24 protein-coding genes are annotated in these 26634 nt (G+C 62.5%); 7 read left to right on the forward strand and 17 right to left on the reverse strand.

All coding sequences use genetic code 11. The features are described 5' to 3' along the window. Window positions 1-57: 57 nt before the first annotated feature. From dsdC to TMS3_RS10205, 3 genes are all read right to left on the reverse strand, one after another. On the reverse strand, window positions 58-1005 hold the full coding sequence (gene dsdC / locus TMS3_RS10195; RefSeq protein WP_025165175.1) for a DNA-binding transcriptional regulator DsdC: 948 nt from the start codon (window positions 1003-1005) through the stop codon (window positions 58-60). Between the two features lie 62 nt (window positions 1006-1067). Then, window positions 1068-2426, reverse strand: coding sequence for a D-serine ammonia-lyase (gene dsdA, locus TMS3_RS10200; RefSeq protein ID WP_025165176.1), 1359 nt, complete (start codon window positions 2424-2426; stop codon window positions 1068-1070). Between the two features lie 267 nt (window positions 2427-2693). Beyond that, entirely contained in the window at window positions 2694-3047 is a 354-nt protein-coding gene (locus TMS3_RS10205) for a RidA family protein (RefSeq protein ID WP_025165177.1), read from the reverse strand. 278 nt (window positions 3048-3325) lie between these two features. Between TMS3_RS10205 and TMS3_RS10210 the strand changes: the two genes are divergently transcribed. After that, entirely contained in the window at window positions 3326-3691 is a 366-nt protein-coding gene (locus TMS3_RS10210; protein WP_025165178.1) for a SpoIIAA family protein, read from the forward strand. A 315-nt stretch (window positions 3692-4006) separates the two neighbouring features. Here the strand turns inward: TMS3_RS10210 and TMS3_RS10215 are convergent, their stop codons facing one another. The 4 genes from TMS3_RS10215 to plsB form a co-directional block, all read right to left on the reverse strand. Next, window positions 4007-4561, reverse strand: coding sequence for a UPF0149 family protein (locus TMS3_RS10215; protein WP_025165179.1), 555 nt, complete (start codon window positions 4559-4561; stop codon window positions 4007-4009). Window positions 4562-4926: 365 nt separating this feature from the next. Continuing rightward, window positions 4927-6165, reverse strand: coding sequence for an NADH:flavin oxidoreductase/NADH oxidase family protein (locus TMS3_RS10220; protein ID WP_025165180.1), 1239 nt, complete (start codon window positions 6163-6165; stop codon window positions 4927-4929). Window positions 6166-6247: 82 nt separating this feature from the next. Continuing rightward, a complete protein-coding gene (locus TMS3_RS10225) occupies window positions 6248-6556 on the reverse strand; it encodes an ArsR/SmtB family transcription factor (RefSeq protein ID WP_025165181.1) in 309 nt (102 codons plus the stop codon). Between the two features lie 492 nt (window positions 6557-7048). Next, window positions 7049-9532 carry a glycerol-3-phosphate 1-O-acyltransferase PlsB gene (plsB, locus tag TMS3_RS10230; protein ID WP_025165182.1) on the reverse strand — a complete coding sequence of 828 codons (2484 nt, stop codon included), beginning with the start codon at window positions 9530-9532 and terminating at the stop codon, window positions 7049-7051. 416 nt (window positions 9533-9948) lie between these two features. Here plsB and TMS3_RS10235 point away from each other — a divergent pair, with 416 nt between their 5' ends. The 4 genes from TMS3_RS10235 (at window position 9949) to TMS3_RS10250 (ending at window position 13961) form a co-directional block, all read left to right on the forward strand. After that, window positions 9949-10872, forward strand: a complete 924-nt coding sequence (locus tag TMS3_RS10235) for an ABC transporter ATP-binding protein (RefSeq protein ID WP_025165183.1) — start codon at window positions 9949-9951, stop codon at window positions 10870-10872. Then, entirely contained in the window at window positions 10869-11603 is a 735-nt protein-coding gene (locus TMS3_RS10240) for an ABC transporter permease subunit (protein WP_025165184.1), read from the forward strand. The genes TMS3_RS10235 and TMS3_RS10240 overlap by 4 nt, the downstream gene beginning before the upstream one ends. An 8-nt stretch (window positions 11604-11611) precedes the next feature. Beyond that, the gene (locus TMS3_RS10245) at window positions 11612-13507 is read left to right on the forward strand and encodes a GldG family protein (RefSeq protein ID WP_025165185.1); all 1896 of its coding nucleotides are present in this window, start codon (window positions 11612-11614) and stop codon (window positions 13505-13507) included. Between the two features lie 244 nt (window positions 13508-13751). Next, complete coding sequence (locus tag TMS3_RS10250; RefSeq protein WP_025165186.1) at window positions 13752-13961, forward strand: cold-shock protein; 210 nt, start codon at window positions 13752-13754, stop codon at window positions 13959-13961. 79 nt (window positions 13962-14040) lie between these two features. On the opposite strand, the gene TMS3_RS10255 is transcribed toward TMS3_RS10250, so the two are convergent. From TMS3_RS10255 to TMS3_RS10275, 5 genes are all read right to left on the reverse strand, one after another. Further along, window positions 14041-14412: a hypothetical protein gene (locus TMS3_RS10255; protein WP_025165187.1), complete on the reverse strand. Its 372-nt coding sequence runs from the start codon at window positions 14410-14412 to the stop codon at window positions 14041-14043. A gap of 21 nt (window positions 14413-14433) precedes the next feature. Continuing rightward, window positions 14434-15237 carry a putative RNA methyltransferase gene (locus tag TMS3_RS10260; protein WP_025165188.1) on the reverse strand — a complete coding sequence of 268 codons (804 nt, stop codon included), beginning with the start codon at window positions 15235-15237 and terminating at the stop codon, window positions 14434-14436. After that, entirely contained in the window at window positions 15237-16391 is a 1155-nt protein-coding gene (dapE, locus tag TMS3_RS10265; RefSeq protein ID WP_025165189.1) for a succinyl-diaminopimelate desuccinylase, read from the reverse strand. Before dapE ends, TMS3_RS10260 begins: the two co-directional genes overlap by 1 nt. Window positions 16392-16486: 95 nt before the next feature. Next, window positions 16487-19081, reverse strand: coding sequence for a glycosyltransferase (locus TMS3_RS10270; protein WP_025165190.1), 2595 nt, complete (start codon window positions 19079-19081; stop codon window positions 16487-16489). Between the two features lie 352 nt (window positions 19082-19433). Then, a complete protein-coding gene (locus TMS3_RS10275; protein WP_025165191.1) occupies window positions 19434-20585 on the reverse strand; it encodes an iron-containing alcohol dehydrogenase in 1152 nt (383 codons plus the stop codon). A 173-nt stretch (window positions 20586-20758) separates the two neighbouring features. Here TMS3_RS10275 and tcdA point away from each other — a divergent pair, with 173 nt between their 5' ends. Together tcdA and TMS3_RS10285 are read left to right on the forward strand one after the other, a co-directional pair. Beyond that, complete coding sequence (tcdA, locus tag TMS3_RS10280; protein ID WP_025165192.1) at window positions 20759-21562, forward strand: tRNA cyclic N6-threonylcarbamoyladenosine(37) synthase TcdA; 804 nt, start codon at window positions 20759-20761, stop codon at window positions 21560-21562. Between the two features lie 120 nt (window positions 21563-21682). After that, complete coding sequence (locus TMS3_RS10285) at window positions 21683-22114, forward strand: UPF0158 family protein (RefSeq protein ID WP_152985490.1); 432 nt, start codon at window positions 21683-21685, stop codon at window positions 22112-22114. Here TMS3_RS10285 and TMS3_RS10290 read toward each other — a convergent pair. The 5 genes from TMS3_RS10290 to dapC all read right to left on the reverse strand — a co-directional run bounded on the left by TMS3_RS10290 (window position 22098) and on the right by dapC (window position 26545). Next, complete coding sequence (locus TMS3_RS10290; protein ID WP_025165194.1) at window positions 22098-22514, reverse strand: SufE family protein; 417 nt, start codon at window positions 22512-22514, stop codon at window positions 22098-22100. The genes TMS3_RS10285 and TMS3_RS10290 overlap by 17 nt on opposite strands. Next, the gene (locus TMS3_RS10295) at window positions 22511-23716 is read right to left on the reverse strand and encodes an aminotransferase class V-fold PLP-dependent enzyme (protein ID WP_025165195.1); all 1206 of its coding nucleotides are present in this window, start codon (window positions 23714-23716) and stop codon (window positions 22511-22513) included. Before TMS3_RS10295 ends, TMS3_RS10290 begins: the two co-directional genes overlap by 4 nt. A 167-nt stretch (window positions 23717-23883) precedes the next feature. Next, window positions 23884-24918 (reverse strand): 2,3,4,5-tetrahydropyridine-2,6-dicarboxylate N-succinyltransferase, encoded by a 1035-nt coding sequence (gene dapD, locus TMS3_RS10300; RefSeq protein ID WP_025165196.1) that lies wholly within the window; start codon window positions 24916-24918, stop codon window positions 23884-23886. 41 nt (window positions 24919-24959) lie between these two features. Continuing rightward, a complete protein-coding gene (locus TMS3_RS10305; protein ID WP_025165197.1) occupies window positions 24960-25307 on the reverse strand; it encodes an ArsC family reductase in 348 nt (115 codons plus the stop codon). A 2-nt stretch (window positions 25308-25309) separates the two neighbouring features. Next, entirely contained in the window at window positions 25310-26545 is a 1236-nt protein-coding gene (dapC, locus tag TMS3_RS10310) for a succinyldiaminopimelate transaminase (protein WP_025165198.1), read from the reverse strand. Between the last annotated feature and the right edge of the window lie 89 nt (window positions 26546-26634).

Raw genomic sequence — 26634 nt, forward strand, 5'->3', positions numbered from 1 at the left:
GTGTGTATGCAGCGAGCATAGCGAAGTGGGGCTGTCGCGCCCACCCGGGCGTGCTGTTCATGCGTGCTCGGTGTCGGCGGCGCACTCATGGAGCCAGTCGATGAAGGCCTGCAGCCGGTTCGGCATAGGTTCACGAGGCGGGTGCGCCAGCTGGTATTCGCAGGGGCTGCTCAGCGCGAAGTCACCGAATGGCAGGATCAGTTCGCCGCGTTCGAGGCGCTGCTGCACCAAGCGCTGGCGACCGATGGCGATCCCCGCGTGATGGGTCGCTGCCAGGGTGCACAGATCGGAGCGGTCGAAGGTCAGGCTGCGCTGCGGCAGCTTGGCCTCGATCCCCCGATGCCTGGCCCACAGCTGCCATTCGGCATCGTAGGCGGCGTTGTCCCAGGCCAGGGAGTCATGCAGCAGGGTGCACTGTTGCAGGTTGTCTGGATGCTCCAGCAAGCCATGGCGCTGGGCGTACTCGGGACTGCACACTGGGGCGATCCGCTCGTCCATCAGCGTGCTGGTGACCAATCCGGGAAACGCTCCGCAGGTGAAATACAGTGCCAGGTCGATGTTCTGGGTGCGGAAATCGACTGTCTCGTTGCCCACCCGGATGTCCAGAGCAATCGCGGGGTAACGGGCGGTAAACTCGGCCAGCCTCGGCACCAGCCAGCACTCGGCGAGCGAGGGGCGCAGATACACCGCCAGCGGCCCGGCGATTTCGCTGCCAGGCGCCTGCTGCAAGGCCTCGAGCAACTCGCCCACCGCGCCCTGAAGGATATTGAAAATCCGCTCGCCATCTGCGGTCAGGCAAATCTGTCGGGTCAGGCGCTGAAACAACTTCAATCCCAGCCCACGCTCCAGGCGACCGATACGGTGGCTGACGGCGCTAGGCGTCAGGCAGAGTTCTTGCGCCGCGCGGGCGAAACTCAGGTGCCGCGCCGCGACCTGGAAGGTATAGAAGTTGGCGAACTGGCTGCTGTTGAGCTCGCAGCCGGCGCGCGGGGGAAGATTGAGCATGGCGTCATTCTCGCAGTGAGCGGTGGCGGATCAGCGGCCGCTGCTTTCAGGCCTTGGGTCAGCTAGGCTTGTTCAGCCTGCAACAGGTGTCGGCCCTTGGCCAGGTACCCGGCCATTTCCGTCTCGGGCACCATGCTGCCCCCCGTGGCCCAGACCAGGTGGGTGGCCTGGGCCATCCGCGCCGGGGTCAGGTGCATGCGCGCGCGATAGCCTTGCTCCTCGCTCAGCACGCGGGCCATGCCCGGTACGCCGGCCAGTGCCGAAGGTTCGAAGCGCTGGCCTTCGCAGCTTTCCACCAGCGCCAGCAGGCGATACAGCTCTTCATCGCTGACCGTGTAATAACCGTCGATCGAGCGCTGCAGGGCGCGGCCGACGAAGCCGGACGGACGACCGACCGCCAGGCCGTCGGCGGCGGTGAGGTTGTCGATGCCGAAGTCCTGCACCGAGACCTCATCGTGGCGGCCGGTATGCACCCCGATCAGCATGCAGGGCGAGTGAGTGGGTTCGGCAAACAGGCAATGCACCGCATCACCAAACGCCAACTTGAGGCCGAAGGCCACTCCGCCCGGGCCACCTCCGACGCCACAGGGCAGGTAGACGAACAGCGGGTGCTCGGCATCGACGCAGATCGCCGCGTCCTTGAATTGTTGTTGCAAACGCTCGGCGGCGACGGCATAGCCGAGGAACAGACTGGTCGAGTTCTCGTCATCGACGAAGTGGCAGTAAGGATCGGCGCTGGCCTGCTGGCGACCCTCGGCCACCGCGACGCTGTAATCGGAGTCGTACTCGACCACAATCACGCCGTGGGCGCGCAGCTTGTCCTTCTTCCACTGCCGCGCATCGGCGGACATATGCACCGTGGCCTGGAAGCCCAGGCGGGCGCTGATGATGCCGATCGACAGGCCGAGATTGCCAGTCGAGCCGACGGCGATCTTGTAGCGGCCGAAGAAGGCCCGGGCAGCGTCGCTGTCGAGCAGCGCGTAGTCGTCGGTTAGCTTGAGCAGGCCTGCGGCCAGCGCCAGCTCCTCGGCATGCTTGAGCACCTCATAGATGCCGCCGCGCGCCTTGATCGAACCGGAGATGGGCAGGTGGCTGTCCTGCTTGAGCCACAGCGCACCGCTGCCGTTCAGCCCATAGCGTTCGGCCAACAGGGCCTGCAGGTGCGGCGCCGCAAGGATGGGCGACTCGATGATCCCGCCACTGGCCGCGGTCTCCGGGAATGCACTGGCTATATAGGGCGCGAAACGCACCAGGCGTGCGCTAGCGTCATCGACGTCGGCCTGGGTCAGCCCGACATCCTGCAACGCCTCGGCCGCGCGGGCGATTCGCGGATTGAACCAGCTGGTCTCCTGCAGCGCGATCAACTGATTGAGTAGCGGGTATTCCTGGCACCAGGTGGCCAGCGATTTGCCAAGCAGCATGGGGAGGTTCCTCGGTCGAAGGCCCTACAGGGCAGTGCGCGGCGCCAGGAATTGTCGAACTGGCGTTGTGGCCGTCTATTAGACGGCGCGGCAGCGCGGCTGACAAAGGATGGATGCTCAAGGCATAGGTGACGCAGGATCACTCATGCCTGTGGGGGAGGGGTGGTGAAACATTGAGGTGATCCAGCTTCCATCCCGACTGCAGTCGCGCCCTGGGGATAGCACATCATGGCCAGGGCGCGAGTCCGTGCAACAAGTCGCCGGTTGTTATGCCGGAATGGCTGCGATCACAGAGATTTCTACCAGCAGCTCGGGGCTGGCCATCGAGGCTTCCACGCAAGCACGTGCCGGGGCGAAACCTGCCGGTACCCAGGTGTCCCACACGCTGTTCATCGCGGCGAACAGGCTCATATCCTTCAGGTAGATGGTGGCGGACAGCAACTGTTCGCGATTGCTACCGACCGACGCCAGCAGGGTATCGACCTTGGCCAGCATGGTCCGTGTTTGTTCCTCAATGCCAGCGCTGCGGTCCTCGGCGACTTGCCCGCATAAGTAGGCGGTCTGGTTATGCACCACGACGCGGCTCATGCGTGCGGCTGTTTCGTAACGGGTAATGCTCATGACGGTTCCTCAGTGAATTCAGTGGGGGGCACACGCTACTGTTTTTCAGCCGCGCTCACCAGCGCGGCCCACTCACTCAGCGAAACAGCCGAGGCCGGCGTGCAAATGCTGGAGTGCTGCGCTGCAGCGATGCTCAGGTTCCGTTCGGCAGGCAAGCACTGCGCCGCTGAGGGTTGCGCATAGGACTATTCTTATTGGAGGTGGTTGCGCACATGGGCGCTGCCTGCTCCTGCCGAGGTCAGGCAGTTTCGTTACTCACTTATCGCTAAGGAGTCCCTATGTTCAAGGTCATAGCAAACGGTCCCAATCGTGTCGATATAGAGTTGAGCGGCAAGCTCAACAGTGAGCAGATGAGAACTGCGCTGGATGAACTCATCAGCAAGACGGAGGGCATCGAGCATGGGCGAATGCTCTATCGAATCGATGACTTCGACCTGCCAACGCTCGGGGCTATCGGCGTGGAACTTTCACGCCTTCCCAAACTGTTCAAGCTGATCAGGAAGTTTGACCGTGCAGCGGTGCTGGCAGATAAAGCCTGGCTGCGCAAAGCCAGTGAAATGGAAGGCGCGCTGATTCCCGGTCTGGAAATCAAAGCATTCGAACGCGGTGATGTGGGTGCAGCGGAGGCTTGGTTGGCGCGCTAGTGGCCTGTACGGTTAGTGGGTTAACTCAAGTTCGGATGGTTGAGGTACCGAGACAAGGCGCTGCGACGAGTCATAGCGGGCTATGGCGAGGAGCGGCAACGCAGTATCGGGGCCTCAGACGTCGAAATTGACTAATAGAACTAGCCACACAGGCCACTAAGCCTTGCGCTGTGCTTGGTTATTGAGCAGAGGCCTGCTACCCACCCATCCAGCGGATCTAACTGTGTTAGGCCGCTGGATGGGTGGGCGAAATACCCTGTTTCTGGCACTCGCGAGCTGGCGTTGTTGCGGTGTGGATCTTCGCTGCTGCCGCCCTTAGCGCTGAGCCACCCAGTGGTCATGCAAGGCATGGGCAGCCGCTTCGATGGCCTCTATCTGCTGACGATGTTGCGCCACATCCAGATCCGCCGGGGGTTCGAAGTTGTCCTGCTCGGCGCAGAAGGCAATCGCCTGCAACTGCGCGGCCAGGGGCGTTGGCAGTTCGGGCCAGTTGCCCACGGCGACGCCACGCAGGTAACCGAAGCACCACTCTTCAGCCAGGGTCAGTGGCTGGGCATGGTGTTCGGTCTGTTCGAAGCGTGGCTTGAACGCCTGCGCATGCATAGCCAGCTGGGTGGCCAGTGCGTTGATGTGACGCACGCTCAGTTCGATGAACTGCTTGCCCTCATCAGGGCTCTGCCAATCCGGATTCTGCCCGCCCCAGATGGCCGGGAACCACTCGGCGATATCCACCTGTACCGGGCTGGAGACCAAGGCGGTGAAGTAACCATCGAGCTCGGAGGCGTTGAGCACGGAGTGATCGTCGCCGTACTTCAGCAGGGTGTCTTCGATGAGCTCGAAGTCGCTGGCATCGAGGGGTTGGTCTTGCATAAAAATGTTCCTTCGCTTATCGGGCGCCGCAACGCGTTGTGGAAAAGGGCCCCATCCGCCTGGAAAAACAAGCGCATGGTTCTCGGAGGCGTCCTATTGCGCACTGCTGGAGATGATTCGGCAAGCGCATTGAGCAAAGTCATGAGGTTGAGGTCAATCGCCACCGGTTGTTCAGGGTCGGTTCTGGTAGTTCGTGACCGGCAGTTTCGAAGCGTAGTGGCCAATCGCAGAATCTGGCGGACAAGTGAGCGTTGTCCACCCTACGCAGCTCCGAAGTCCGCGTAGGGTGGAAGGCCACCCCGTGGAAAACCGCGGAGTGTTTTTCAGCAATTGTTATCCAGGCTAGCTCGCTGACATACCCTGCTCTAAACGTGGTCTCTCAGGCGAGCGAAGGCTTTAAGCCAGGCGTCGCAGCGTCCCGCGTCGCGCACGTCATAGAGGCTCATGGCGGACTCGAGGTCCAAACTGAATTCATCCTCGTTGTCTTCTGCGAGCGCAGTCAGCCGCATCGTATACCAAGCCGTCACACCACCCGGAGGGGTTGTATCGAATTTTGGAAACTCCGGGTCGCCACCACCGGCGCTCAACCACACGCGCGCAAGATTCGGATTGAGCGCCATGGCACGGCCCACGCTGACCATGTCGACAGCGCCGCTCTCGACGGCGTCAACTGCCTGTTGACGCGTCTTGAAGCCGCCGGTTGCCATGACTGGAATGGAGGTCGCCGTTTTCGCCCGGCGTGCAAAATCCAGGAAGTAAGGCCCGCTACCAGAGGTGCTATCCGAACTTGCCGCGGCGCCCGGAAAATAGGTTCCGCCGCTGATATCGATCAGATCAATGGTTGTCTGATCGAGCATGCGGATCACCTCCATAGCCTCGTCTTCGGTCAGTCCACCTTCCAGTTTATCGGTCGAGTTGATCTTGATAGCAATCGCAAACGAAGCGCCAACAGCCTGCCGAACCGCCTCTATCACCTCGCTAACGATGCGGAATCTCGCCTCGATTGATCCGCCATATCCGTCTGTCCGGCGATTGAACAACGGAGACAGGAATTGGCTTAAAAGAAAACCGTGTCCGGCATGAATTTGCACCCCGCCAAATCCTGCGTCTTTGGCGATTGTCGCAGCCCTTGCGTAGATACCCGGCAGCTGCCCAATGTCGTCGAGGGTCATGCCCGCGCATTGCAGCCCTTCAATGTCCAGCGAGGATGGGCCCTTTGCTCGACTGATAGGCAAATGGGAAAGCGCTCCGGCATGTCCGAGTTGCGGCCAGAGATGCGCACCCTCAGTCGATCCCCGACGGGCCAAGGATCGCAGCGCTTTTTGATCTGTATCCGGTCCCAACACCAGATTTCCGGGTTTTTCGGGGTAGCGCGGATCACCCTGCACTTCGCCAATCAGCGACAAAGCTGCGCCACCTTCCGCCCAGCGCTCATAGAGCCGTGCTTGCGCTTCGGTAGCATCGCCTTTCCCGTCACCAAGGGAATCCGACATTGCCGACTTTGTCAGTCGGTTTTTCAGAACCACACCACAGGGAAGCTCTAGTGGGCGGCCCAGCACATTTTCCGGCTTTGAGAAATCATGCTTGGTCGTTGACTGCGTCATCGGGCCACCTAATCGTAATATTTAGATATTTCGTTTTCTCTGCCAGCGACATGCCGGTCGTGACCAGGTGGCGTATCAACTGTCACGGCTTCAACAGTTCTTTCTCAACTTCATTGAGAAACGCTTGGATGTTGCCTTCATTGCGCCGGTAAAACGTCCACTGTCCATGACGTTCTGCAACCACCAACCCAGCCTGCTTCAACACACCCATGTAGTTTGAAATCGTCGATTGCGACAACCCTGCCTTCTCTTGAATGTACGCAACACACACACCGTCCAAGTCGGCATGCTCTGGCAGCGAGGGCGGAAAGTTCGACCTGTCTTTCAGCCATTCAAGAATTCGGCGTCGCACAGGGTTGTTGAGGGCTGAAATCACGTTTTCTATATTCATAAATCAAGGTATCTCGATATTTGGGAATTAGTCAACCGCAGCATTTACTACGGCCTGCTCTCGGATTTTGGCTGGATGGTCTCACAACCATAAGCGGAGTCAGCTTTTGACACTTTTCGCAGAATTGATGCGATCCAGTTTCAGGCACATTGGGCTCCGGCTGGCTGTCTACCGCAGGGTAAGAGGGGGTGCAATCTTCAGTGCTACATCTCAGGTAATGTGCTTGGCACGTCCTGGTAGTAAGTGCAGAGCGAGGCAATCGCTAAGCAACATCTTGAGTCTGCGACTCATCAGACATTTCGCCATAGCCGGCAATCGTCGGCGAAAAGTCGTGCCGAGTTGGCCCGTCGTTATCGGTCGTGTAGAAAAAGGGGGCGGATTTGTTGCCACGCGCGAATCATCCGCACGTGGCCGACAACAGCCCGCCACCTTTCTCTATGTAGATAAAACAAGGGCCGCTAAAGCGGCCCTTGTGCATTGCCGGCTAAGACCTCAAACCACTTCCAGCGCATCCTCGCTGCGATCCATCGCCACCTGGCGGATCGACAGGCGCAGTTCGGCCGGCAGGACGCGTTTGGCAGCGCCTTCGACCAGTTCGTTGAGCAGGGGGTGGTGGCTGAGCTTGCCGGCTTCGTCCTGGCGCAGCACGCCTTCGTCCAGCAGGCTCTGGATGAAGTGGCGGAACAGGCTCTTGTCGAAGAATTCCGGGGCGTTGAGGCCATGCAGGATCGACAGGCGCTGGGCCATGACGGTACAGAGATCTTCCAGGTCTTCGGCGCTGATCGCGTTCTGTCCGGCGTTGAGCAGCAAGGCGGTGGCCATGTAGAAGCGCTGCAGGGTCTGGGCGATGGCGCGCGAGAGCAGGGTCAGCAGGACGAACTGCCGCGAGCTGGGCGCCGGGCGGATATACACGTCGCCTTCGACCTTGAGCAGGCCTTGCTCGACGAACGCCCCTAGCCACTGGTCGACCACGCCATCCAGCTGCTCCAGCGTATAGCGGATAAACAGCTCGGACTGCAGGTAGGGGTAGAGCGCGCGGGTGAAGCGCAGGATCTGCTCGCGGCTGATCCGCGCGCTGCTCTGGAAGAAGCTGGCCAGCAGTGCGGGCAGGGCGAAGATGTGCAGCACGTTGTTGCGGTAGTAGGTCATCAGCACCGCGTTGTGCTCGTCCAGATAGAGGATCTTGCCGAGGGCATCGCTCTGTTCGGCGAGCAGGTGCATGCCCTTGACGTAGTCGATCAGCACCTGGCCGTCGCCGTCCGGCAGGGTGGTGTGCGGCGAGTAGGGCACGCGGCGCAGCAGCGCCAGGTAGAGGTCGAGTACCCGGACCAGGGCGAGGTCGTCCAGGGCCAGCTTGCTGGTCGACAGCAGCGCCAGCGCAACCAGGTTGACCGGGTTGATCGCGGCGGCTTCGTTGAGGTGCTGGGCCACTCGTTCGCCGAGGCGGTTGGTGACCTCGTTGAGCCAGCTCGGGCGAAATTGCGGGCCGAGTGCCTGGCTGCGCCAGTCCGGTTGCTGCTGGTCGAGGAACTCGGCCAGTTTGATTGGCTCGCCGAAGTTGACCGAGACCTGGCCGAAGCGCTGCTTGAGTGCGCCGATGACCTTGAAGATGTCGAAGATCGACTCCTTCTTCTTGCTCGCGCCGCGTAATTCGCCGAGGTAGGTGCGGACCTCCAGTACCCGCTCGTAGCCGATGTACACAGGCACGAACACCACCGGCAGGCGATTGCTGCGCAAGAAGCTGCGCAGGGTGATGGCCAGCATGCCGGTTTTCGGCCTGAGCATGCGCCCGGTGCGTGAGCGTCCGCCTTCGACGAAATACTCGACCGGGAAGCCCTTGCTGAACAGGGTGTGCAGGTACTCGTTGAACACAGCGGTGTACAGCGGGTTGCCCTTGAAGGTGCGGCGCATGAAGAAGGCGCCGCCGCGGCGCAGCAAACCGCCGATTACTGGCATGTTGAGGTTGATGCCGGCGGCGATATGCGGCGGGGTCAGGCCATTCTTGAACAGCAGGTAGGACAGCAGCAGGTAGTCGATATGGCTGCGGTGGCAGGGCACGTAGATCACCTCGTGACCCTGGGCCACTTCCTGCACGCCCTCGATGTGGTTGACCTTGATGCCGTCGTAGATCTTGTTCCAGAACCAGCTGAGCAGCAGTTCGAGGAAGCGGATCGCCGTGTAGGTGTAGTCCGAGGCGACCTCGTTGCCATAGCGCAGCGCCAGGGCTTCGGCCTTGTCGAGCGGGATGTTCTCGCGCTGGCTTTCCTCGAGAATCGCCTGGCGCACCTGCGGGCCGTGCACCAGGCCCTTGACCAGGTTGCGCCGGTGCGACACGTCGGGGCCGATCACTGCGGCTTTCTGGTTGCGGAAGTGCCCCCGCAGCATGCGCTGGACCATGCGCAGGGTGCGCTCGTGGCCTTTGTCCTGTTCGACCAGTTCGCGCAGGTGGATCGGCGTGGAGAACTGCACGCGGGTCTTGCGCCCGAGGATCAGGATGCTGACCAGCCGGCGCAAGCGCCCGGTGACCGCCCAGCTATCGGCGAACAGCAGCTTCCAGGCGCTGGTTTCGCGGTCAGGCGACTGACCCCAGAACACGCTGACCGGGATGATCTGCGCGTCGTCCACGGCGTGTTGATTCAACGCCCCGACCACCCGCGCCAGGGTCGGCGAGCTGCCGCGCTTGTCCTGCCGGCCGAGCCAGTCCGGCTCCGGGGTCAGGTAGAAGAAGGCCGCCGGCTCGAGCACTCCGCCGACCTCGACCGGCAGCACCGGGCGCGGCAGGCCGGCTTTCTGGCACTCCGTATCGATCACCGCCAGGTCGCTCAGCGACGGCTGTTGCAGCACATAGAACACCGGCTTGCTGCGGTCGAGCTTGAGGCTGAAGGCCGACTGGTTGATGGTTTCCGAGCGTACCCACAGGTACAGAAGGCGACGCAGGCTGCCGAACACGAGACGGCGAAACGGGGAGCGGGTCATACGAAGTCTGCTGGCTAGGTAAAACGAGCGATTGCTCGGGGCGCCTAGTGTGACGGATCGCACGCGTGCCGGCAAAATCTTGTAACTGCTTGATTCGCCGAGCATAGCCTGGGCGGCGGGGGTACATGCCTGAGCAAAACCCAAGTTCAAGACGACGCATAATCCATCATGGCCTCAGAAGACCCGGCGCCATGATGGCGACGTTGAAGGTAGCCCGGATGCAATCCGGGAGCGGGTGGGCTGATGGAGGATTTTCCCCGGATTGCATCCGGGCTACCCAGTGCAAGGCTCTTGCTCCCTTGGTTGCCGGCTTGCACTGGCCATGGCCGACTCCTTATAGTCCGCCGGCACTTAAACGCCCGGCTTGCTCCTGCACGGGTAGCGAGCGGGGCCTGTTACCGCAATGGTGAAAGGCCATGATTGAAATAAGAAACCTGACCAAGCGTTTTGCACAACACACTGCAGTCGACAACCTGTCGTTCCGCGTCCAGCAGGGGGAGGTGCTGGGCTTTCTCGGCCCGAACGGTGCCGGCAAGTCCACCACCATGAAGATGTTGACCGGTTTCCTCGCGCCGACTTCGGGCACGGCGAGCATCCTCGGTTTCGACATCCAGCAAGACACCCTCAAGGCCCAGCGACAGATCGGCTACCTGCCGGAAGGTGCGCCCTGTTATGAAGACATGACGGTGCGCGGTTTCCTCGAATTCATCGCCGCGGTGCGTGGCTACCAGGGCGCCGAAAAGCGCGAGCGGGTGGCCAGGGCGGTGGCTCAACTCGAGCTCGAGCCCGTCCTCGGCCAGTCCATCGAGACCCTGTCCAAGGGCTTCAAACGTCGGGTCGGCCTGGCCCAGGCGATCCTGCATGATCCCAAGGTGCTGATTCTCGATGAGCCCACCGATGGCCTCGATCCGAACCAGAAGCACCAGGTGCGCAAGCTGATCCAGAGCCTGGCGCACGACAAGATCGTGATCATCTCCACCCATATCCTCGAAGAGGTCAGTGCGGTGTGCACCCGTGCGGTGGTGATCGGCCAGGGCCGGCTGCTGGCCGATGGCACGCCGCTGGAGCTGGAGAGCCGCTCGCGCTACCACCAGGCGGTCACCCTGGTGGCCGACCAGGCCCTGGATCGGCAAGCGCTGGCGGCACTGCCGGGGGTAGCCGGGGTGGAGGAGAACGCCCGCGAGCACAGCCTCAGTGTGCTGGCCAAACCCGGTGAGGTGATCTTGCCGCAGGTCAACGGGCTGATCGCCGAGCGCGGCTGGAAGGTCAGTGAGCTGAATGTCGAGCGCGGGCGCCTGGATGAAGTGTTCCGTAGTCTGACCCGTGGGGAGGTGGTATGACGCAGTTGCCGATAATCTTCAAACGCGAGCTGGCGAGCTACTTCGCCACGCCGCTGGCCTATGTATTTATCGTGATCTTCCTGGTGTTGTCCGGGGTGTTCACTTTCTACCTGGGCGGCTTCTTCGAGAGTGGCCAGGCCAACCTCGCACCGTTCTTCAATTTCCACCCCTGGCTGTACCTGTTCCTGGTGCCAGCCATCGCCATGCGCCTGTGGGCCGAGGAGCGCAAGTCCGGCTCCATCGAACTGCTGATGACCCTGCCGATCACCCGCTTCGAGGCGGTCACCGGCAAGTTCTTCGCCGCCTGGGTGTTCGCCGGTCTGGCGCTGCTGCTGACCTTCCCGATGATCATCACGGTCAATTACCTGGGTGAGCCGGACAACGGCGCCATCGTCACCGGCTATATCGGCAGTTGGCTGCTGGCGGGCGCCTATCTGGCGATCGGCTCGTGCATGTCGGCGCTGGCGAAGAACCAGGTGATCGCCTTCATCCTCGCGGTCAGCGTGAGCTTCCTGTTCATGGTCAGCGGTTTCCCCATGGTGCTCGACGGTTTCAGTGGCTGGGCGCCGCAGTGGCTGGTGGATGCCGTGGCCTCGCTGAGCTTTCTGACCCGTTTCGAGGCCATCAGCAAGGGCGTGATCGACCTGCGTGACCTGCTGTACTTCCTCACCCTGATCACCGCCTGGCTGGCGGCGACCGCGGTGGTCATCGATCTGAAGAAAGCTGACTGAGGACGCCCATGAAAAAGCTGATGTACTCCAGCGCCGGGTTGCTACTCATTGCCCTGGCGTTTCTCGCCTTCAATCTGTTTTCCAGCCTGAGCCTGAGTGGCGCCCGCCTGGACCTGACCGAACAGAAGCTCTACACCATATCCGCCGGCACCGAGCAGATCCTCGCCGAGCTGGAGCAGCCGATCGAGTTGGACTTTTTCTTCTCCGACACCACGGCCAAGGACCTGCCGGCGCTGCGCAACTATGCCAAGCGTGTCGAGGAAATGCTCAAGGCCTATCAGCGTGCGGCCGATGGCAAGATCCAGCTGCGCATCATCGATCCGGCGCCGTTCTCCGAGGACGAGGACAAGGCCGCCGAGTTCGGTTTGCAGGGCATCCCGCTGCAGCAGGGCGGTGATCAGCTCTACCTCGGCCTGGCGGGCAAGAATGCTCAGGGCGACACCCAGGTGATCCCGTTCTTTGCCCTGGACCAGGAGGAGTTCCTCGAATACGAGCTCAGCCGCCTGGTGCAGAGCCTGGCGAAGCCTGAACGGCCGGTGGTCGGCGTGCTGTCCGGCCTGCCGATCAATGGCGGCTTCGACATGCAGGCGCGTCAGCCAACGCCCCCCTGGATGGTCATGGAGGAAATCCGCCAGCTGTTCAAGATCGAGAGCCTGAAGGCCGACATCGACCTGATCCCCGAGCAGGTCTCGGTGCTGCTGCTGATCCATCCCAAGCAGCTGCCCGAGCAGACCCTCTACGCCATCGACCAGTTTGTCCTGCGCGGCGGCAAGTTGCTGGCCTTCGTCGACCCCTTCAGTGAAGCCGATACCCAGGCGGGTATGCCGGGTGAGATGGCCATCGACAAGTCTTCCAGCCTGACGCCGCTGTTCAAGGCCTGGGGCCTGCGCATGGTGCCGGACAAGGTACTCGGCGATGGCTCCTACGCCATGTCCGTGAGCATGGGGCAGGGTCAGCGTGCGGTACGCCATGCGGCCTGGCTGAGCCTGCCGAAGAACGCCCTGGACCAGGACGACATCAGCACCGCCGCCCTGGAAAACCTGACGGTGGCCACTGCCGGTATTCTCGAACCGCTGGAGGGTGCGAAAACCCGCTTTATCCCGCTGCTGCAGAGTTCGCAGTACGCCATGCCGTTCGATGCCAAACGCTTCGGCCTGCTGCAAAACCCGGAAGAGTTGATCCGTGAGTTGCAGCCGACCGGTGAGCGTTATGCCATCGCCGCGCGCATCAGCGGTCCGGCACAATCGGCCTACCCGGACGGCATCGAGGGACGCAAGGACGGGCTTAAACAGGCGGATAGCATCAATGTGATCGCGGTGGCCGACACCGACCTGCTCACCGATCGTATGTGGGTGCAGGTGCAGGACTTCTTCGGTCAGCGCATTCCGCAGCCCTGGGCCGACAATGCCGCTTTCGCAATCAACGCCCTGGACAACCTGAGCGGTTCCGATGCGCTGATCAGCGTGCGTTCGCGTGGGCGTTTCACTCGCCCCTTCGAGGTGGTCGAGGCGATTCAGCGTGACGCCGAAGTGCGTTTCCGCGAGAAGGAGCAGGCCCTGCAAGCGCGTCTGGCAGACACCGAGCAGAAGCTCGCCGCCCTGCAGCGTAGCGATGACCCGAGCAAGGCGCTGGAGTTGACCCCGGAACAGCAGGCCACGGTGCGCCAGTTTCTTCAGGAGAAGGTGAAAATCCGCAAGGAGTTGCGCGAGGTGCGCTATCAGTTGAACGCCGATATCGAGGCGTTGGGGCGTAGCCTGAAGTTTGCCAACATCGCCCTGGTGCCGTTGCTGTTGACCCTCGGCGTGCTNNGGAGAGTCGCTCAGTGCAGATGTCTCCCCCGGATTGCATCCGGGCTACGCCATGCCTGCCGTGCTCGGCGCTTGCCGATCGACAGGGGCTGGTGAGCCTGAATGCACGTGGTAACAGTGCTGTAAGGCTTGCCCTGTATGGCCTCTGGCTGTTTCGATAAACGGCTTTTCAGTCACAAAACCTGCTCTATACTGCTGGGCGGTGGTTGTTGGCGTCTCTCGGTAAGGCCTGATCCCTACTGATCTCGGCTGGGGGCGGTGATACCAGGAAGCGCTGTAGCAACGACCCGTCGAAGCGTCTTTTCGAGACAATAAAAATTGTGAGTTGGAGATTGTGGCAATGGCTGATCGTGAGACTGGAACCGTCAAGTGGTTCAATGATTCCAAGGGTTATGGCTTTATTCAGCGTGAGAGCGGAGCCGATGTGTTCGTCCACTTCCGCGCCATTCGCGGTGACGGCCACCGTTCCCTGGCCGAAGGCCAGAAGGTCGAGTTCGCGGTGACCCAAGGGCAGAAAGGCTTGCAGGCGGAAGATGTTGCCGCGCTGTAAATCCTGACCTCAAAAAAAGCCCGTCATCGACGGGCTTTTTCGTGTCTGCTACTGGTCCATTGCCAGTAGTGGGGTTCACTCAGCCGGTGCGCCAGGTGATTTCCTCGACGCCATCGGCGCTGATGCGCATCCAGCGGTCGGCCTGCTCGACGCTTTCCTCTTCCTGCCAACTGCCTGGCGCGCAACGCACCTCGACGTTGAGCGCGGCAAACGCGGCTTGCGCGCAGGCCAGGTCGTCGTCCCAGGGGGTGGTGTCGCTATTCAGGTGCAGGCTGTGCCACTTGCCCACGGCCTTCGGCAGCCAAGTCACGGGCACGCCCGCGGCGCTGCACTTGAAGGTCTGGCCTTTCTGTTGCCAGGCCGTGCAGGGGCCCAGCGCCTCGCTCAACCAGGCGGCGATGGCGGTGTGGTCGGCATCTTTCAGGTAAATCTCGATATCCGGTTGGCGCATGGTCATCTGTTCCTGGGGAGCCTAAAGTTTTTCGATCCAATCGTAGCGTATGGCAACCGTCACCTCGAGCGGCTCGGCGATCACCGCCGCGCGACGTTCGGCACTGGCGCGCCAGCCGTGGGGGGTCATCGCCAGCAGGTCGGCACGGGCCTCGTTGCTGGTCAGCTGCAGGTTGAAGGTCAGGGTTTCACTGTGGGCCAATTGCATGCCGGGCGGGATCAGCTCGAGGTGCTTCTGGTCGTCGTAGTCGCGCACCTGGTCATACAGCTTGCCGCGCAGTTCCAGCAGATGGTCGCGGGTCGGTCCCATGCGTAGCAGACCGCCACCGGGGGCGAGCAGGCGCCGGGCTTCCTGCCAGTCGAGCGGGCTGAACACGCTGGCGAGCAACTGGCAGCTGGCGTCACTCAGCGGTACGCGGGCCATACTTGCCACCAGCCACTCGAGCTGGGGTGCACGCTTGCAGCCGCGCTTGATCGCTTCGCGGGAGATATCCAGGGCGTAGCCCTCGGCCCGGGGCAGGGCATCGGCGATCTGTGTGGTGTAGTAACCCTCGCCGCAGCCGATATCCAGCCAGCGCGCGGGCGCATAACCGGCGGCCAGTTCGGCCAGGCGCTTGGCCAGCGGCGCATAGTGGCCGCCGTCGAGAAAGCGCCGCCGGGCCTCGACCATGGCGGCGTTGTCACCGGGGTCGCGGCTGTTCTTGTGCTGCACCGGTAGCAGGTTCAGGTAGCCCTGGCGCGCACGGTCGAAACGGTGATTGGCCGGGCAGGCCACGCCATTGTCGACGGCGCTCAGCGCCTGCAGGCAGATGGGGCAGGTCAGCATTAGGCGAGCAGTTTCACGAGAGTTTGATAATAGATCTCGGTCAGTACTTCCAGATCGCTGGCCAGCACGCGCTCGTTGATCTGGTGGATGGTCGCGTTGACCGGGCCAAGCTCGACCACCTGGGTGCCCAGGGTGGCGATGAAGCGGCCATCGGAAGTGCCGCCGCTGGTGCTCGGGGTGGTTTCGCGGCCTGTCACGCTTTTGATGCTGTGGGCTACCGCATCGAGCAGGGCGCCCGGTTCGGTGAGGAACGGCAGGCCGGACAGGGCCCACTCCACGTGATAGTCCAGGCCATGCTTGTCGAGTATCTGGTTGACTCGCTGTTGCAGGCCTTCGACCGTGGATTCGGTGGAGAAGCGGAAGTTGAAGATCGCCTGCAGCTCACCGGGAATGACGTTGGTCGCGCCGGTGCCCGAGTTGAGGTTGGAGACCTGGAAGCTGGTCGGCGGAAAGAACGCGTTGCCATCGTCCCAGTGTTCGGCGGCCAGTTCGGCCAACGCCGGGGCAACCAGGTGGATCGGGTTCTTCGCCAGGTGTGGGTAAGCCACGTGACCCTGCACGCCGCGCACGGTGAGGGTGGCGCCGAGCGAGCCACGGCGCCCGTTCTTGACCACGTCGCCGACCAGCGAGGTGCTCGAGGGTTCGCCGACGATGCACCAGTCCAGACGCTCGCCGCGCGCGGCCAGACGTTCGATCACCGCCTTGGTGCCATGCTTGGCCGGGCCTTCCTCGTCACTGGTGATCAGGAAGGCGATGCTGCCCTTGTGCTGCGGATGGTCGGCGACGAAGCGCTCGACGGCGATGATCATCGACGCCAGGCTGCCTTTCATATCGGCGGCGCCACGTCCGCAGAGCATGCCCTGCTCATCGATCAGCGCGGCGAAGGGGGCGTGCTGCCAGGCTTGCAGCGGGCCAGTGGGCACTACGTCGGTGTGGCCGGCGAAGCACAGCACCGGACCGTCCTGCTCGCCGTGGGTCGCCCAGAAGTTCTCCACGTCTTCGATGCGCATGTGCTCGACCTTGAAGCCGAGCGCACCCAGGCGGCGCATCATCAACTCCTGGCAGCCCTCGTCAAACGGGGTGACGGACGGGCGGCGAATCAGGTCGCAGGCGAGTTCCAGGGTCGGGGAGAGAGTCGGGGAGGGGGCAGTCATTGCGGCTCCAGAGCGGCATCAAGCGGAAAGGCCGACATCTTAAAGCAAAACGGCGGCCATTGGCCGCCGTGAGGCTGTTTCCTGGCGGTTCGACGCTAGACGGCGATAGGCTCGTCCGTGGTTTTCACCTGCGGTTTTGGCAATGACGAGAGCAGCGCCATGATCAGCGCGGCCAGGTAAGGCAGCGACTGCACCAGCAGCATGGCCACCCAGAACATCACGTCAGTGCTGGGCATGCCCTGTACCACGGTGATGCCGGCTGCCGCGCCCCACAACAGGAGCATGATGAATACTTCTTCGCGGGCTTCCATCAGGGCCACCCGGATACCGTGATTGCTGGCCATCTTCGGCGTGCGGAAGAATGGGATGCTGGTGGTGAAGAAACCGTACAGCACCGCCTTGGCGATGGTGTGCGACAGCGACAGTCCGGCCAGGGCGGCGCAGAAGGCCTTTTTCAGGTTGACGCCCACGGCGCGCTGGTAGAGGAAGACGATCTTCGCCACCTTGAACACGAACAGCGCCAGCGGCGGAATGGCGAAGATCAGCAGTGGCGGGTCGACCCGCTGCGGCACGATGATCATTGCCGCCGACCAGAGCAGTGCGCCGACGGTGAAGAAGATGTTCAGGCCATCGGCGACCCAGGGCAGCCAGCCAGCGATGAAGTGGTAGCGCTGGCCACGATTGAGTTCGGAACCTTGCCCGAGGAACAGGCTGCGGGCATGCCCCTTCATGATCTGAATGGCGCCGTAGGCCCAGCGGAAGCGCTGTTTCTTGAAGTCGATGAAGGTGTCCGGCATCAGCCCCTTGCCAAAGCTGTCGTGGGCGTAGGCGGCGGCATAGCCTTTCTTGAACACGCGCAGGCCGAGCTCGGCATCTTCGCAAATGGTCCAGTCGGCCCATTGCAACTCGTCCATCACGCTGCGCCGGATCATGGTCATGGTGCCGTGCTGGATGATCGCGTTACGGTCGTTGCGGGTGACCATGCCGATGTGGAAAAAACCCTTGTATTCGGCGTAGCAGAGCTTCTTGAAGGTGCTTTCCTGGTCGTCGCGATAATCCTGCGGCGATTGCACCACGGCGATTTTCGGGTCGGCAAAGTGCGGCACCATGTGTTTGAGCCAGTTACGGTCGACGCAGTAGTCGGAGTCGATCACCGCGATCACTTCGGCATCCTTTGCTGTGTGCGGCAGGATGTAGTTCAGCGCGCCGCCCTTGAAGCCGGCCAGCGGGGCGACATGGAAGAACCTGAAGCGCGGGCCGAGGATCTCGCAATAGGCCTGTACCGGCTGCCACACTGCCGGGTCCTTGGTGTTGTTGTCGATTATCAGGACTTCGAAGTCCGGATAATCGAGGTTGGCCAGGGCGTCGAGGGTCTGTTTGACCATCTCCGCCGGCTCGTTGTAGCAGGGCACGTGGATCGATACTTTGGGGCGGTAGGCGCTGTCCGCCAACACCGGCTGGAACGGCCGGCGGCGGGAACTCGTCCATACGGTTTCAGCCAGTTCATGGGCCTCGGTGAGCAGTACGATAAACACGCCCAGCGCGCCGATGCCGAGCAACAGGCCGACCGTGGCGCTGAACCAGGTGCTGTACTGCTGGCTGTAGTCATAGCCGATCCACACCAGTACCGAGCCGCCGGCAAAGGCGACGAAGGTCAGGAAGGTGCGGCCGCGCTGGCGCAAGGCGCTGCCGTCGATCAGCAGCAGGGCCAGGGCAAGCAGGGCCATGACCACCGAGGCGATGGCCAGCAGACGCCATTGCGGGATGGCGACCACCGGACCCTCGAAGGCGAACTTTGCCTGACGGTCGAGGTTGTAGACGCCCCAGTAGGCGCCGACCGAACCTTCATCGGTGGCTTTCCAGGGTTGATCGAAGGCTTCGATGACGAAGTAGGAGTAGCCCTTGGCATTCAAGGTGTTGAGCAGCGTGCGTAGGTAGAGGGCCTGATCGGCGGGGGTTGCCTCGGCTCCGCCACGCATGCGGCCATTGCTCGGCCAGCCGACTTCGGAGAGCAGCAAGGGCTTTTTCGGGAACAACCGTTTCAGCTCCTTGGCGCGCTCGAGGACAAACTCGGTCGACTGCTCCATGGGCATGAATTCCCAGTAGGGCAGGATATGCGCGGCGATCAGGTCGACGTGCTTGACCAGCTCCGGGTTCTGCTCCCAGATGTGCCACTGCTCGGAGGTGGTCACCGGTACCTTGACCGCAGCGCGGACCCGGTCGAGGTAGTCGCTGAGTTGTTGCGCGGTGACCTCGCGGCGGAACAGCGCCTCGTTACCGACCACCACGCGCACCACGCTACGTGAACTGTTGGCCAGCTCGATGGCTTTGGCTATCTCGCGTTCGTTGCGCGCCGAGTCCGGGCTGATCCAGATGCCCAGGGTTACGCGCAGGCCAAATTCTTCGGCCAGGCGCGGGATGTCGGCCAGGCTGCCGTCCACCGAATAGGTGCGGATATTGTCCGTCTGCTGGGTCAACAGTTCGAGGTCCGCACGGATCTCGTCGTCGCTCGGGTAGCTGTTGTTCTGTGGGTCCTGTCCCTGGCGGAAGGGCGAGAAGGAGTAGCCGGAGATTTGTTCGGGCCAGTCCGGCGCGCTCACCGGGCGGTTGTACAGTGCCCAGATACCGGTAAACAGGGCGGCGACCGCCAAGACCATGACCAGGTTGAAACCAAATTTTCGCGAAGGCATAGCGGTGTCAGGTTCCGAAGAGTGGAACAGGGGGAGCTGGCGAACGCCAGATGGCGCGCATGCTACTCCGCCGTCCATGGGCTGTATAGCGCCGCAATAGCCCGGTACGCGGGGTTTTGCGGGCTGTTGACGGTTTGATCAAGCGGGGCCACTGGAAGTTCGCAGAATGTGGCGGATCGGCGGCCAAGGTGCGCCTGTGCGGTGCCGTTGCGTACACCTGCTGGCTGGGTTTCATGAGGTGCATCCATGCACCTCGCCCTGCGGGCAGCTAAAGCTGTGCAGAACGACTTCCTGCCGTTCTGTCGCTGCGTCCAACACCTGCGGGCTGGGTTTCGCTACGCTCTACGCCAGCCTACAGCGCGCGCAGCAGAATACGTTCGCTGGTGGCCAGGTCGATGTCGCAGCCTTCGCCCAAAGCGGTCATTCGATGCCGTTCCAGCTGCGCCAGCACCTGAGGGATCACATCGGCATCCAGGCCATGTTCGGACAGGCGCGTCGGCACCCCCATAGCCGTGAAAAACGTCTGCGTGGCAGCGATGGCAGCATCGATGCGTGCGGCTTCGCTGCCCTCGCGCAAGTGCCACACCCGTTCGGCGTACTGCAACAGCTTGCTCCACTTGGCCTCGCGACGTTCGGCCAGCAGCGCCGGGAGTACCACTGCGAGCGTCTGCGCATGATCGATGTGATAAAGCGCGGTCAGTTCATGGCCAATCATGTGGGTCGCCCAATCCTGCGGCACACCGCAACCTAGCAGGCCATTGAGGGCCTGGGTGGCGCACCACATCAGGTTGGCGCGGGCGTTGTAGTCCTGCGGGTTGGCCAGGGCCTTGGGTCCTTCCTCTATCAGCGTCTGCAGCAGGCCCTCGGCATAACGGTCCTGCAAGGGGGCATCGGCCGGGTAGGTGAGGTATTGCTCGATGGTGTGTACGAAGGCGTCGACCACGCCGTTGCCGGTCTGTCGCGCAGGCAGGCTGAAGGTAGTGCAGGGGTCGAGGATGGCGAAGCGCGGGTAGAGCAACGGGCTGGAAAACGGCAGCTTGGCTTGGCGCTCGACATGGGTGATCACGCCATGCGGGTTGCTCTCCGAGCCCGTGGCCGCCAGGGTCAGCACGCAGCCCAGCGGCAGGGCCGCCTGGATCGGAGTGCCGGTGAGCAGCTCGAGCGGATCGCCAGCGTGGCACAGCGCTGCGGCGATGAACTTGCTGGCGTCGATCACCGAACCGCCGCCGATCGCCAGGACAAAGTCGCAGCGATCGCGCCTGGCCTGCTCCATCGCGCGCAGCAGGGTGTCGAACTGCGGGTTTGCCTCGATGCCGGCGAAACGGCTGACGGCGAAGCCGGCCAGTGCGGCTTCGACCAGAGCCCAGACACCGTTCTGGAAAATGCTGCCGCCGCCATGGGTGACCAGCACGCGACTGTCGGCGGGGATTTCCTGGCCAAGCTTGGCAATCTGGCCTTCGCCAAAGTGGATCTGGGTCGGGTTGTGAAAGCTAAAGTTACGCATGGCAGGCTCCGGCAGCTGGTTTTGTTGTGAGCGGAGGACTAACCCGCAGCCGGTTATAGCTTTAAGCCCCTGGGCATGCGTTTGCAGTGCCAGGGTGCATGTGAGGCTTGGGCCACGGCCGCGAGCTTCCTATAATGCGCGCCTGCCCGCGTCCTGGGTGTCGAGGTGATGAAATGCCGCTCGATGATCAACGCTTTTCCGGAATAGCCCGTCTGTATGGCCGCGAGGGTGCCGAGCGTCTGCTGGCCGCACATGTCGCCGTGGTTGGCATCGGTGGTGTCGGTTCCTGGGCGGCCGAGGCCTTGGCCCGGTCGGGCGTGGGCGAGATCTCGCTGTTCGACCTGGACGATGTGTGCATCACCAACACCAACCGGCAGATTCATGCACTGGACGGCGCCGTTGGCCAGGCCAAGGTTGAGGTTATGGCGGCGCGTCTCCGCGCGATCAATCCGGCCTGCGTGGTACATGCGGTGGCCGACTTCGTCACCCGCGAGACCATGGCCGAGTACATCACCGAGCAGATGGATGCGGTGATCGACTGCATTGACAGCGTCAACGCCAAGGCGGCGCTGATCTCCTGGTGCAAGCGGCGCAAGATCCAGGTCATCACCACCGGCGGCGCCGGCGGACAGATCGATCCGACGCAGATTCAGGTCGGCGACCTGAACAAGACCTTCAATGACCCGCTGGCATCCAAGGTGCGTTCGACCCTGCGTCGCGACTACAACTTCTCGCGCACCCCGGGGCGTAACTACAGCGTTCCCTGTGTGTTTTCCACCGAGCAGCTGCGCTACCCCAAGCCGGACGGCACGGTGTGTCAGTACAAGGGCTTCGTCGGTGAAGGGGTCAAGCTCGACTGCGCTGGCGGCTTCGGCGCGGCGATGATGGTCACCGCCAGCTTCGGCATGGTCGCCGCGGCGAGGATCGTCGACAAGCTGGTAGCCGGTACGCGGCGGCCGGCGGAGCGAGGCCAATAAGGCGTTGTGTGATGCTCGTGGATGGTCGCGTCAGTGTATCGATTCGGTTTCGCTCAAGCGCTTGGCCGCGGGTAGTAGGGGCAATATGCTTCGATGGCTGCAATCAAGAGGGGCGATTTGATGAGGATGACAAATAGTCCGATCAAGGTCAGTTACGCCGAACTCGAACTGGCCTACGGAATGGTGAGCGCCGGGCAAGGCGATGTGCAGTGTTTTATCGATCCGCTAAACGGCGCGATTTATTGCGTCGATCCTTACGGCGACTGCTCGGATGAATTGCCGGAGGACTTCGATGCCGATGCCTGTCTGGCGATTCCGGGAAAGTACGATTTTGACTTAGGCAAACAACTGGTCTTCGACTTCGTGCTGGCCAAGCAATTGGACTATGAGCACGTGGAGGATATGTTTCGCCGCAAAGGCGCGTATTCCCATTACAAAGCCTGGCTACTGGATATCGGCGAGCTGGACGACTGGTATGCCTACGAAGCGCAGCGTACGCGCGCGGAACTGGCGCAGTGGTGCGCCGAGAACGGGCTTACCCTGATCGACTGAGGGCCAGCTCACGCATGCGCTGCAGCACCGCACTAAGGCCATTGCTGCGCGACGGTGAGAGCTGGCGCGCCAAGCCTAGCTGGGCGAACCAGTCGGCCAGGTCAACCGTCTGCAACTCACTGCTGTTCAACCCGTTAACCCGCGTCAGCAGCACGGCGAGCAAGCCACGGATCAGCCGCGCATCGCTGGTCGCACGGAACTGCCAGTGGTCATCCTGCACCTCAGCGACCAGCCAGACCTGGCTTTCGCAGCCATGCACCCGCTGGCTTTCACTGCGCTCCGCGTCGAGCAGCGGGGCCAGGCGTTCGCCCCATTGCATCAGCAGGCGCGCGCGTTGCTCCCAGCTACCGGCCTGCTGGAAGGCAGCCAGCGCTTCCTGCGCCGCACTGGGCAGGCTCATCGCAACAGCTCCAGGGCCTGGTCGAGGGCAGCGAAGAAGCGCTGCAGATCCTCGCCATCGTTATACAACCCCAGCGACACGCGAATGGCACCGGCCAGCCCGAGGCTTTTCAGCAACGGCATGGCGCAGTGGTGACCTGCGCGCACGGCGATACCTTGCTCGGTAAGTAAATGTGCGAGGTCGGCATTGTGCACGCCGTCGACCACAAAGCTGGCCAGCGCCACCTGTGGCGCACCGAGCAGCCGAATGCCTTCGCGTACGGCCAGGCCGGCAAGCAGTTTGGCGTGCAGCGCGGCTTCGTGGCCGCTGACGGCGGCGGCATCCAGGCCAGCCAGGTAATCCAGACTGGCGCCGAGGGCGATCACCCCGGCGATCGGCGGCGTCCCGGCTTCGAAGCCCAGGGGCGCGCTGTGGAATTCGGCGGCCTGATAATCCGCCACTCGCACCATCTCTCCGCCGAACTGCCAGTGCTGCAGCCGTTGCAAGGCGTCGGGGCGACCGTAGAGCACGCCGACGCCGTCTGGCCCGTAGAGTTTATGGCTGGAGAATACATAGAAATCGCAACCCAGCGCCTGCATGTCATGGCGGCCATGCACCACGCCTTGGGCGCCATCGACCACGCAGAGGGCTCCTTGGGCCTGGGCCAGTTGGATCAACTCGCGCAGCGGTTGCCAGCAGCCCAGCACGTTGGACAGTTGGCTGACGGCCAGCAGTCGCGTGCGCGGACCGATCAGTCGGGCTGCCTGTTCCAGGTCGATCAGGCCGCTGCGATCCAGGGGCAGCACGATCAGCTTGAGCTGGCGGCGCAGCGCCAACTGTTGCCAGGGCAATAGATTGGCGTGGTGTTCCAGGGCGCTGATGACGATCTCGTCACCGGGCTGAAACTCCGCCTCGAGTCCGTACGCCAACAGATTGAAGGCTTCGGTAGCGCCGCGGGTCAACACGATCTGGGTCAGGTCAGCGGCATTCAGCCAGTGGGCGATGTGGCTGCGCGCGCCCTCGAAGGCACGGGTGGCACGCTCGCCGGGCAGGTGCTGGGCACGATGCACATTGGCCGCACCGCCGGCGTAGTAGCCGAGCAGCGCATCCAGTACGGCCTGCGGTTTTTGTGCGGTGGCGGCGCTGTCCAGGTAGGTCTGACCCTCGGCCTCAAGGGCCAGGATGCCAGGGAAGTCGGCGCGCCAGGGGGAGATAAGAGACATTGTTTTTCCAGAACTTATCTGGCGGCTAAAAGTTGAGTTTAACGCGTCGCGAGCGCAGGCCAGACAAGGCGCAATAAGGCGAGGAAGCGGAGTTTACTGAAGTAAATGACGCGTCCGAGCCTTATTGCAACGCCGTATGGGCGAGCGTAGCCGTGTTAAAGCAACTTTTAGTTGTGGGCGTGCAGCGCTTCATTCAGCTCGATGGCCGACTTATGGGTCTTGCACTCCACCGCGCCGCTCTGCGAGTTGCGCCGGAACAGCAGGTCCGGTTGACCGGCCAGATCGCGGGCCTTGAGCACCTTGACCAGTTTGTTGTCACCATCGAGCAGCGCCACCTTGGTGCCGGCGGTGATGTACAGGCCGGATTCCACGGTGTTGCGGTCGCCCAGGGGGATGCCGATGCCGGCGTTGGCGCCGATCAGGCAGCCTTCGCCGACGGAAATCACGATGTTGCCACCGCCGGATAGGGTGCCCATGGTCGAGCAGCCGCCACCCAGGTCCGAGCCCTTGCCGACGAACACGCCCGCGGAAACGCGGCCTTCGATCATGCCCGGGCCGGCGGTACCGGCGTTGAAGTTGACGAAACCCTCGTGCATCACGGTGGTGCCTTCACCGACATAGGCGCCCAGACGGACCCGCGCCGTGTCGGCGATGCGTACGCCGGCCGGAACCACGTAGTCGGTCATTTTCGGGAACTTGTCCACCGAGAACACTTCCAGCAACTCGCCTTTCAGGCGCGCTTCCAGTTGACGCTCGGCCAGTTCGGCCAGGTCAATGGCGCCCTGGCTGGTCCAGGCGACGTTGGGCAGCAGCGGGAAGATCCCGGTGAGGTTGAGGCCATGTGGCTTGACCAGACGATGGGAGAGCAGGTGCAGCTTGAGGTAGGCCTCGGGGGTGCTGATCGGCGCAGCATCTTCGGCGAGGAAGGTGGCAACCAGCGGCCTATGGCTTTCTGCCAGGCGGGTCAGCAGCTTGGCCTGGCCGGCATCAAGGCCCTTGATGCTTTCTGCCAGTTCGCCGGCCTGCTGGGTGGTGAAGGCGATGGCCTGATTGCCGCCGTTGTAGCCGAGTTTTTCGGCAATTTTGTCGCTCAACTCGCTAGCTGGGTTGAGCAGCGGCTGAGCGTAGAACACTTCAAGCCAGGTGTTTTGACGGTTTTGTGTGCCAACGCCGAAGGCCAGGCTGAACAGAGAGGTGGTCATGGTGTTTTCCTTACAACAAATTCAAATGAGTTGGTCGTCGCTCAGACCACGTCAGTGGCATAGCGCTCGGCCTTGAAGCCAATCAGGGTCTTGTCACCGAGATCGAGCACAGGGCGCTTGATCATCGATGGCTGGGCGAGCATCAGTTCGATGGCCTTGTTCTGGTCCAGGTCGGCTTTCTGTGCGTCGTCCAGCTTGCGGAAGGTGGTGCCGGCACGGTTGAGAATGGTTTCCCAGCCATGTTCGTTGCACCACTTCTGCAGGTTGCCGCGGTCGATGCCGGCGGCTTTGTAATCATGAAAGACGTAGCTTACCGCGTGCTGGTCGAGCCAGGTGCGAGCTTTCTTCATGGTGTCGCAGGCTTTGATGCCGTAGAGGGTTCTGCTCATGCTTACAGACTCTTTAAATTTTTCACAGTATTGCTGTTCGTGACGAAGGCGCGGATCCGTTCGGCGGCCTCGACGCATTCGGCCAGGGGGGCGACCAAGGCCATGCGCACGCGGTTGGCGCCCGGATTGACACCGTCGACGTTGCGCGACAGGTAGGAGCCGGGGACCACTGTGACGTGTTCACGCGCATACAACTCGCGGGTGAAGGTCTCGTCGTCTGTCGGGGTTTTCGCCCACAGGTAGAAACCGCCATCTGGCCGCTGCACCTCCAGTACGCCGTCGAGAATCGCCAGCACTGCGTCGAACTTCTCGCGGTACAGGGCGCGGTTGGCCCGTACATGCACTTCATCGTTCCAGGCAGCGACGCTGGCCAGTTGGGTTTGTACCGGCATGGCGCAGCCGTGGTAGGTACGGTACAGCAGAAAAGATTTCAATATGTCGGCGTCACCGGCCACGAAGCCCGAGCGTAGTCCCGGCAGGTTGGAGCGCTTGGACAGGCTGTGGAACACCACGCAGCGCTTGAAGTCATCCCGGCCCAGCTCGGCGCAGGCGGTCAGCAGGCCGGCGGGCGGGTTGGCCTCGTCGAAGTACAGCTCGCTGTAGCACTCGTCGGCGGCGATGACGAAATCGAATTCATCGGCCAGCTGTATCAGCTTTTTCAGGGTCTGCACGGGGATCAGTGCACCGGTTGGGTTGCCCGGCGAGCAGAGGAAGAGAATCTGGCAGCGATGCCAGACGTCCGCACTGACGGCGTCGAAATCCGGATTGAAACCGAACTCTTCCAGGCACGGCAGGTAATGCGGTTGGGCGCCGGCGAGCAGCGCTGCGCCTTCGTAGATCTGGTAGAACGGATTGGGGCTGACCACCAGGCCAGGTGCCTGATCGGCAGTACTGCGCTGAACCACCGTCTGGGTAAAGGCGAACAACGCCTCGCGGGTACCGTTGACCGGCAGCACGTGACGTGCCGGATCGAGCGCGCCTGCTGGCAGGTTGAAACGCCGGCTACACCAGTTGGCAATCGCGACGCGCAACGCGGCGCTGCCCAGGGTGGTCGGGTACACCGCCAGCTGGTCCAGGTTGGCCGCGAGCGCTTCGGCGACGAAGGCGGGCGAGCGATGCTTGGGCTCGCCAATCGACAAGGCGATGGCTTTCTTGTCGCTGGGCGGCTGCGCCTCGGCCAACAGGGCGCGGAGCTTCTCAAAGGGGTAGGGCTGCAAATCGTTTAAAGCTTGGTTCATGGCTGTAGGGCGTCAATAAGCGCAGCGCAGGGCGCTGCCGGTCGTGGATGGAACGGTGCAATGCGGCCTCAGGCCTTACTGCACCCTAC

The organism is Pseudomonas taeanensis MS-3 (assembly GCF_000498575.2).
Classification (GTDB): domain Bacteria; phylum Pseudomonadota; class Gammaproteobacteria; order Pseudomonadales; family Pseudomonadaceae; genus Aquipseudomonas; species Aquipseudomonas taeanensis.

Coding starts and splice junctions, on each gene's coding strand:
- TMS3_RS10255 (WP_025165187.1), bottom strand. CDS start 14,412: ATGCGCCAACCGGATATCGAGATTTACCTGAAAGATGCCGACCACACC.
- TMS3_RS10250 (WP_025165186.1), top strand. CDS start 13,752: ATGGCTGATCGTGAGACTGGAACCGTCAAGTGGTTCAATGATTCCAAG.
- TMS3_RS10215 (WP_025165179.1), bottom strand. CDS start 4,561: ATGCAAGACCAACCCCTCGATGCCAGCGACTTCGAGCTCATCGAAGAC.
- TMS3_RS10305 (WP_025165197.1), bottom strand. CDS start 25,307: ATGAGCAGAACCCTCTACGGCATCAAAGCCTGCGACACCATGAAGAAA.
- TMS3_RS10275 (WP_025165191.1), bottom strand. CDS start 20,585: ATGCGTAACTTTAGCTTTCACAACCCGACCCAGATCCACTTTGGCGAA.
- dsdC (WP_025165175.1), bottom strand. CDS start 1,005: ATGCTCAATCTTCCCCCGCGCGCCGGCTGCGAGCTCAACAGCAGCCAG.
- dapC (WP_025165198.1), bottom strand. CDS start 26,545: ATGAACCAAGCTTTAAACGATTTGCAGCCCTACCCCTTTGAGAAGCTC.
- TMS3_RS10290 (WP_025165194.1), bottom strand. CDS start 22,514: ATGAGCCTGCCCAGTGCGGCGCAGGAAGCGCTGGCTGCCTTCCAGCAG.
- tcdA (WP_025165192.1), top strand. CDS start 20,759: ATGCCGCTCGATGATCAACGCTTTTCCGGAATAGCCCGTCTGTATGGC.
- TMS3_RS10295 (WP_025165195.1), bottom strand. CDS start 23,716: ATGTCTCTTATCTCCCCCTGGCGCGCCGACTTCCCTGGCATCCTGGCC.
- dapD (WP_025165196.1), bottom strand. CDS start 24,918: ATGACCACCTCTCTGTTCAGCCTGGCCTTCGGCGTTGGCACACAAAAC.
- TMS3_RS10240 (WP_025165184.1), top strand. CDS start 10,869: ATGACGCAGTTGCCGATAATCTTCAAACGCGAGCTGGCGAGCTACTTC.
- dapE (WP_025165189.1), bottom strand. CDS start 16,391: ATGACTGCCCCCTCCCCGACTCTCTCCCCGACCCTGGAACTCGCCTGC.
- dsdA (WP_025165176.1), bottom strand. CDS start 2,426: ATGCTGCTTGGCAAATCGCTGGCCACCTGGTGCCAGGAATACCCGCTA.
- TMS3_RS10210 (WP_025165178.1), top strand. CDS start 3,326: ATGTTCAAGGTCATAGCAAACGGTCCCAATCGTGTCGATATAGAGTTG.
- TMS3_RS10220 (WP_025165180.1), bottom strand. CDS start 6,165: ATGACGCAGTCAACGACCAAGCATGATTTCTCAAAGCCGGAAAATGTG.
- TMS3_RS10205 (WP_025165177.1), bottom strand. CDS start 3,047: ATGAGCATTACCCGTTACGAAACAGCCGCACGCATGAGCCGCGTCGTG.
- TMS3_RS10285 (WP_152985490.1), top strand. CDS start 21,683: ATGAGGATGACAAATAGTCCGATCAAGGTCAGTTACGCCGAACTCGAA.
- TMS3_RS10260 (WP_025165188.1), bottom strand. CDS start 15,237: ATGCTGACCTGCCCCATCTGCCTGCAGGCGCTGAGCGCCGTCGACAAT.
- TMS3_RS10225 (WP_025165181.1), bottom strand. CDS start 6,556: ATGAATATAGAAAACGTGATTTCAGCCCTCAACAACCCTGTGCGACGC.
- TMS3_RS10235 (WP_025165183.1), top strand. CDS start 9,949: ATGATTGAAATAAGAAACCTGACCAAGCGTTTTGCACAACACACTGCA.
- plsB (WP_025165182.1), bottom strand. CDS start 9,532: ATGACCCGCTCCCCGTTTCGCCGTCTCGTGTTCGGCAGCCTGCGTCGC.
- TMS3_RS10270 (WP_025165190.1), bottom strand. CDS start 19,081: ATGCCTTCGCGAAAATTTGGTTTCAACCTGGTCATGGTCTTGGCGGTC.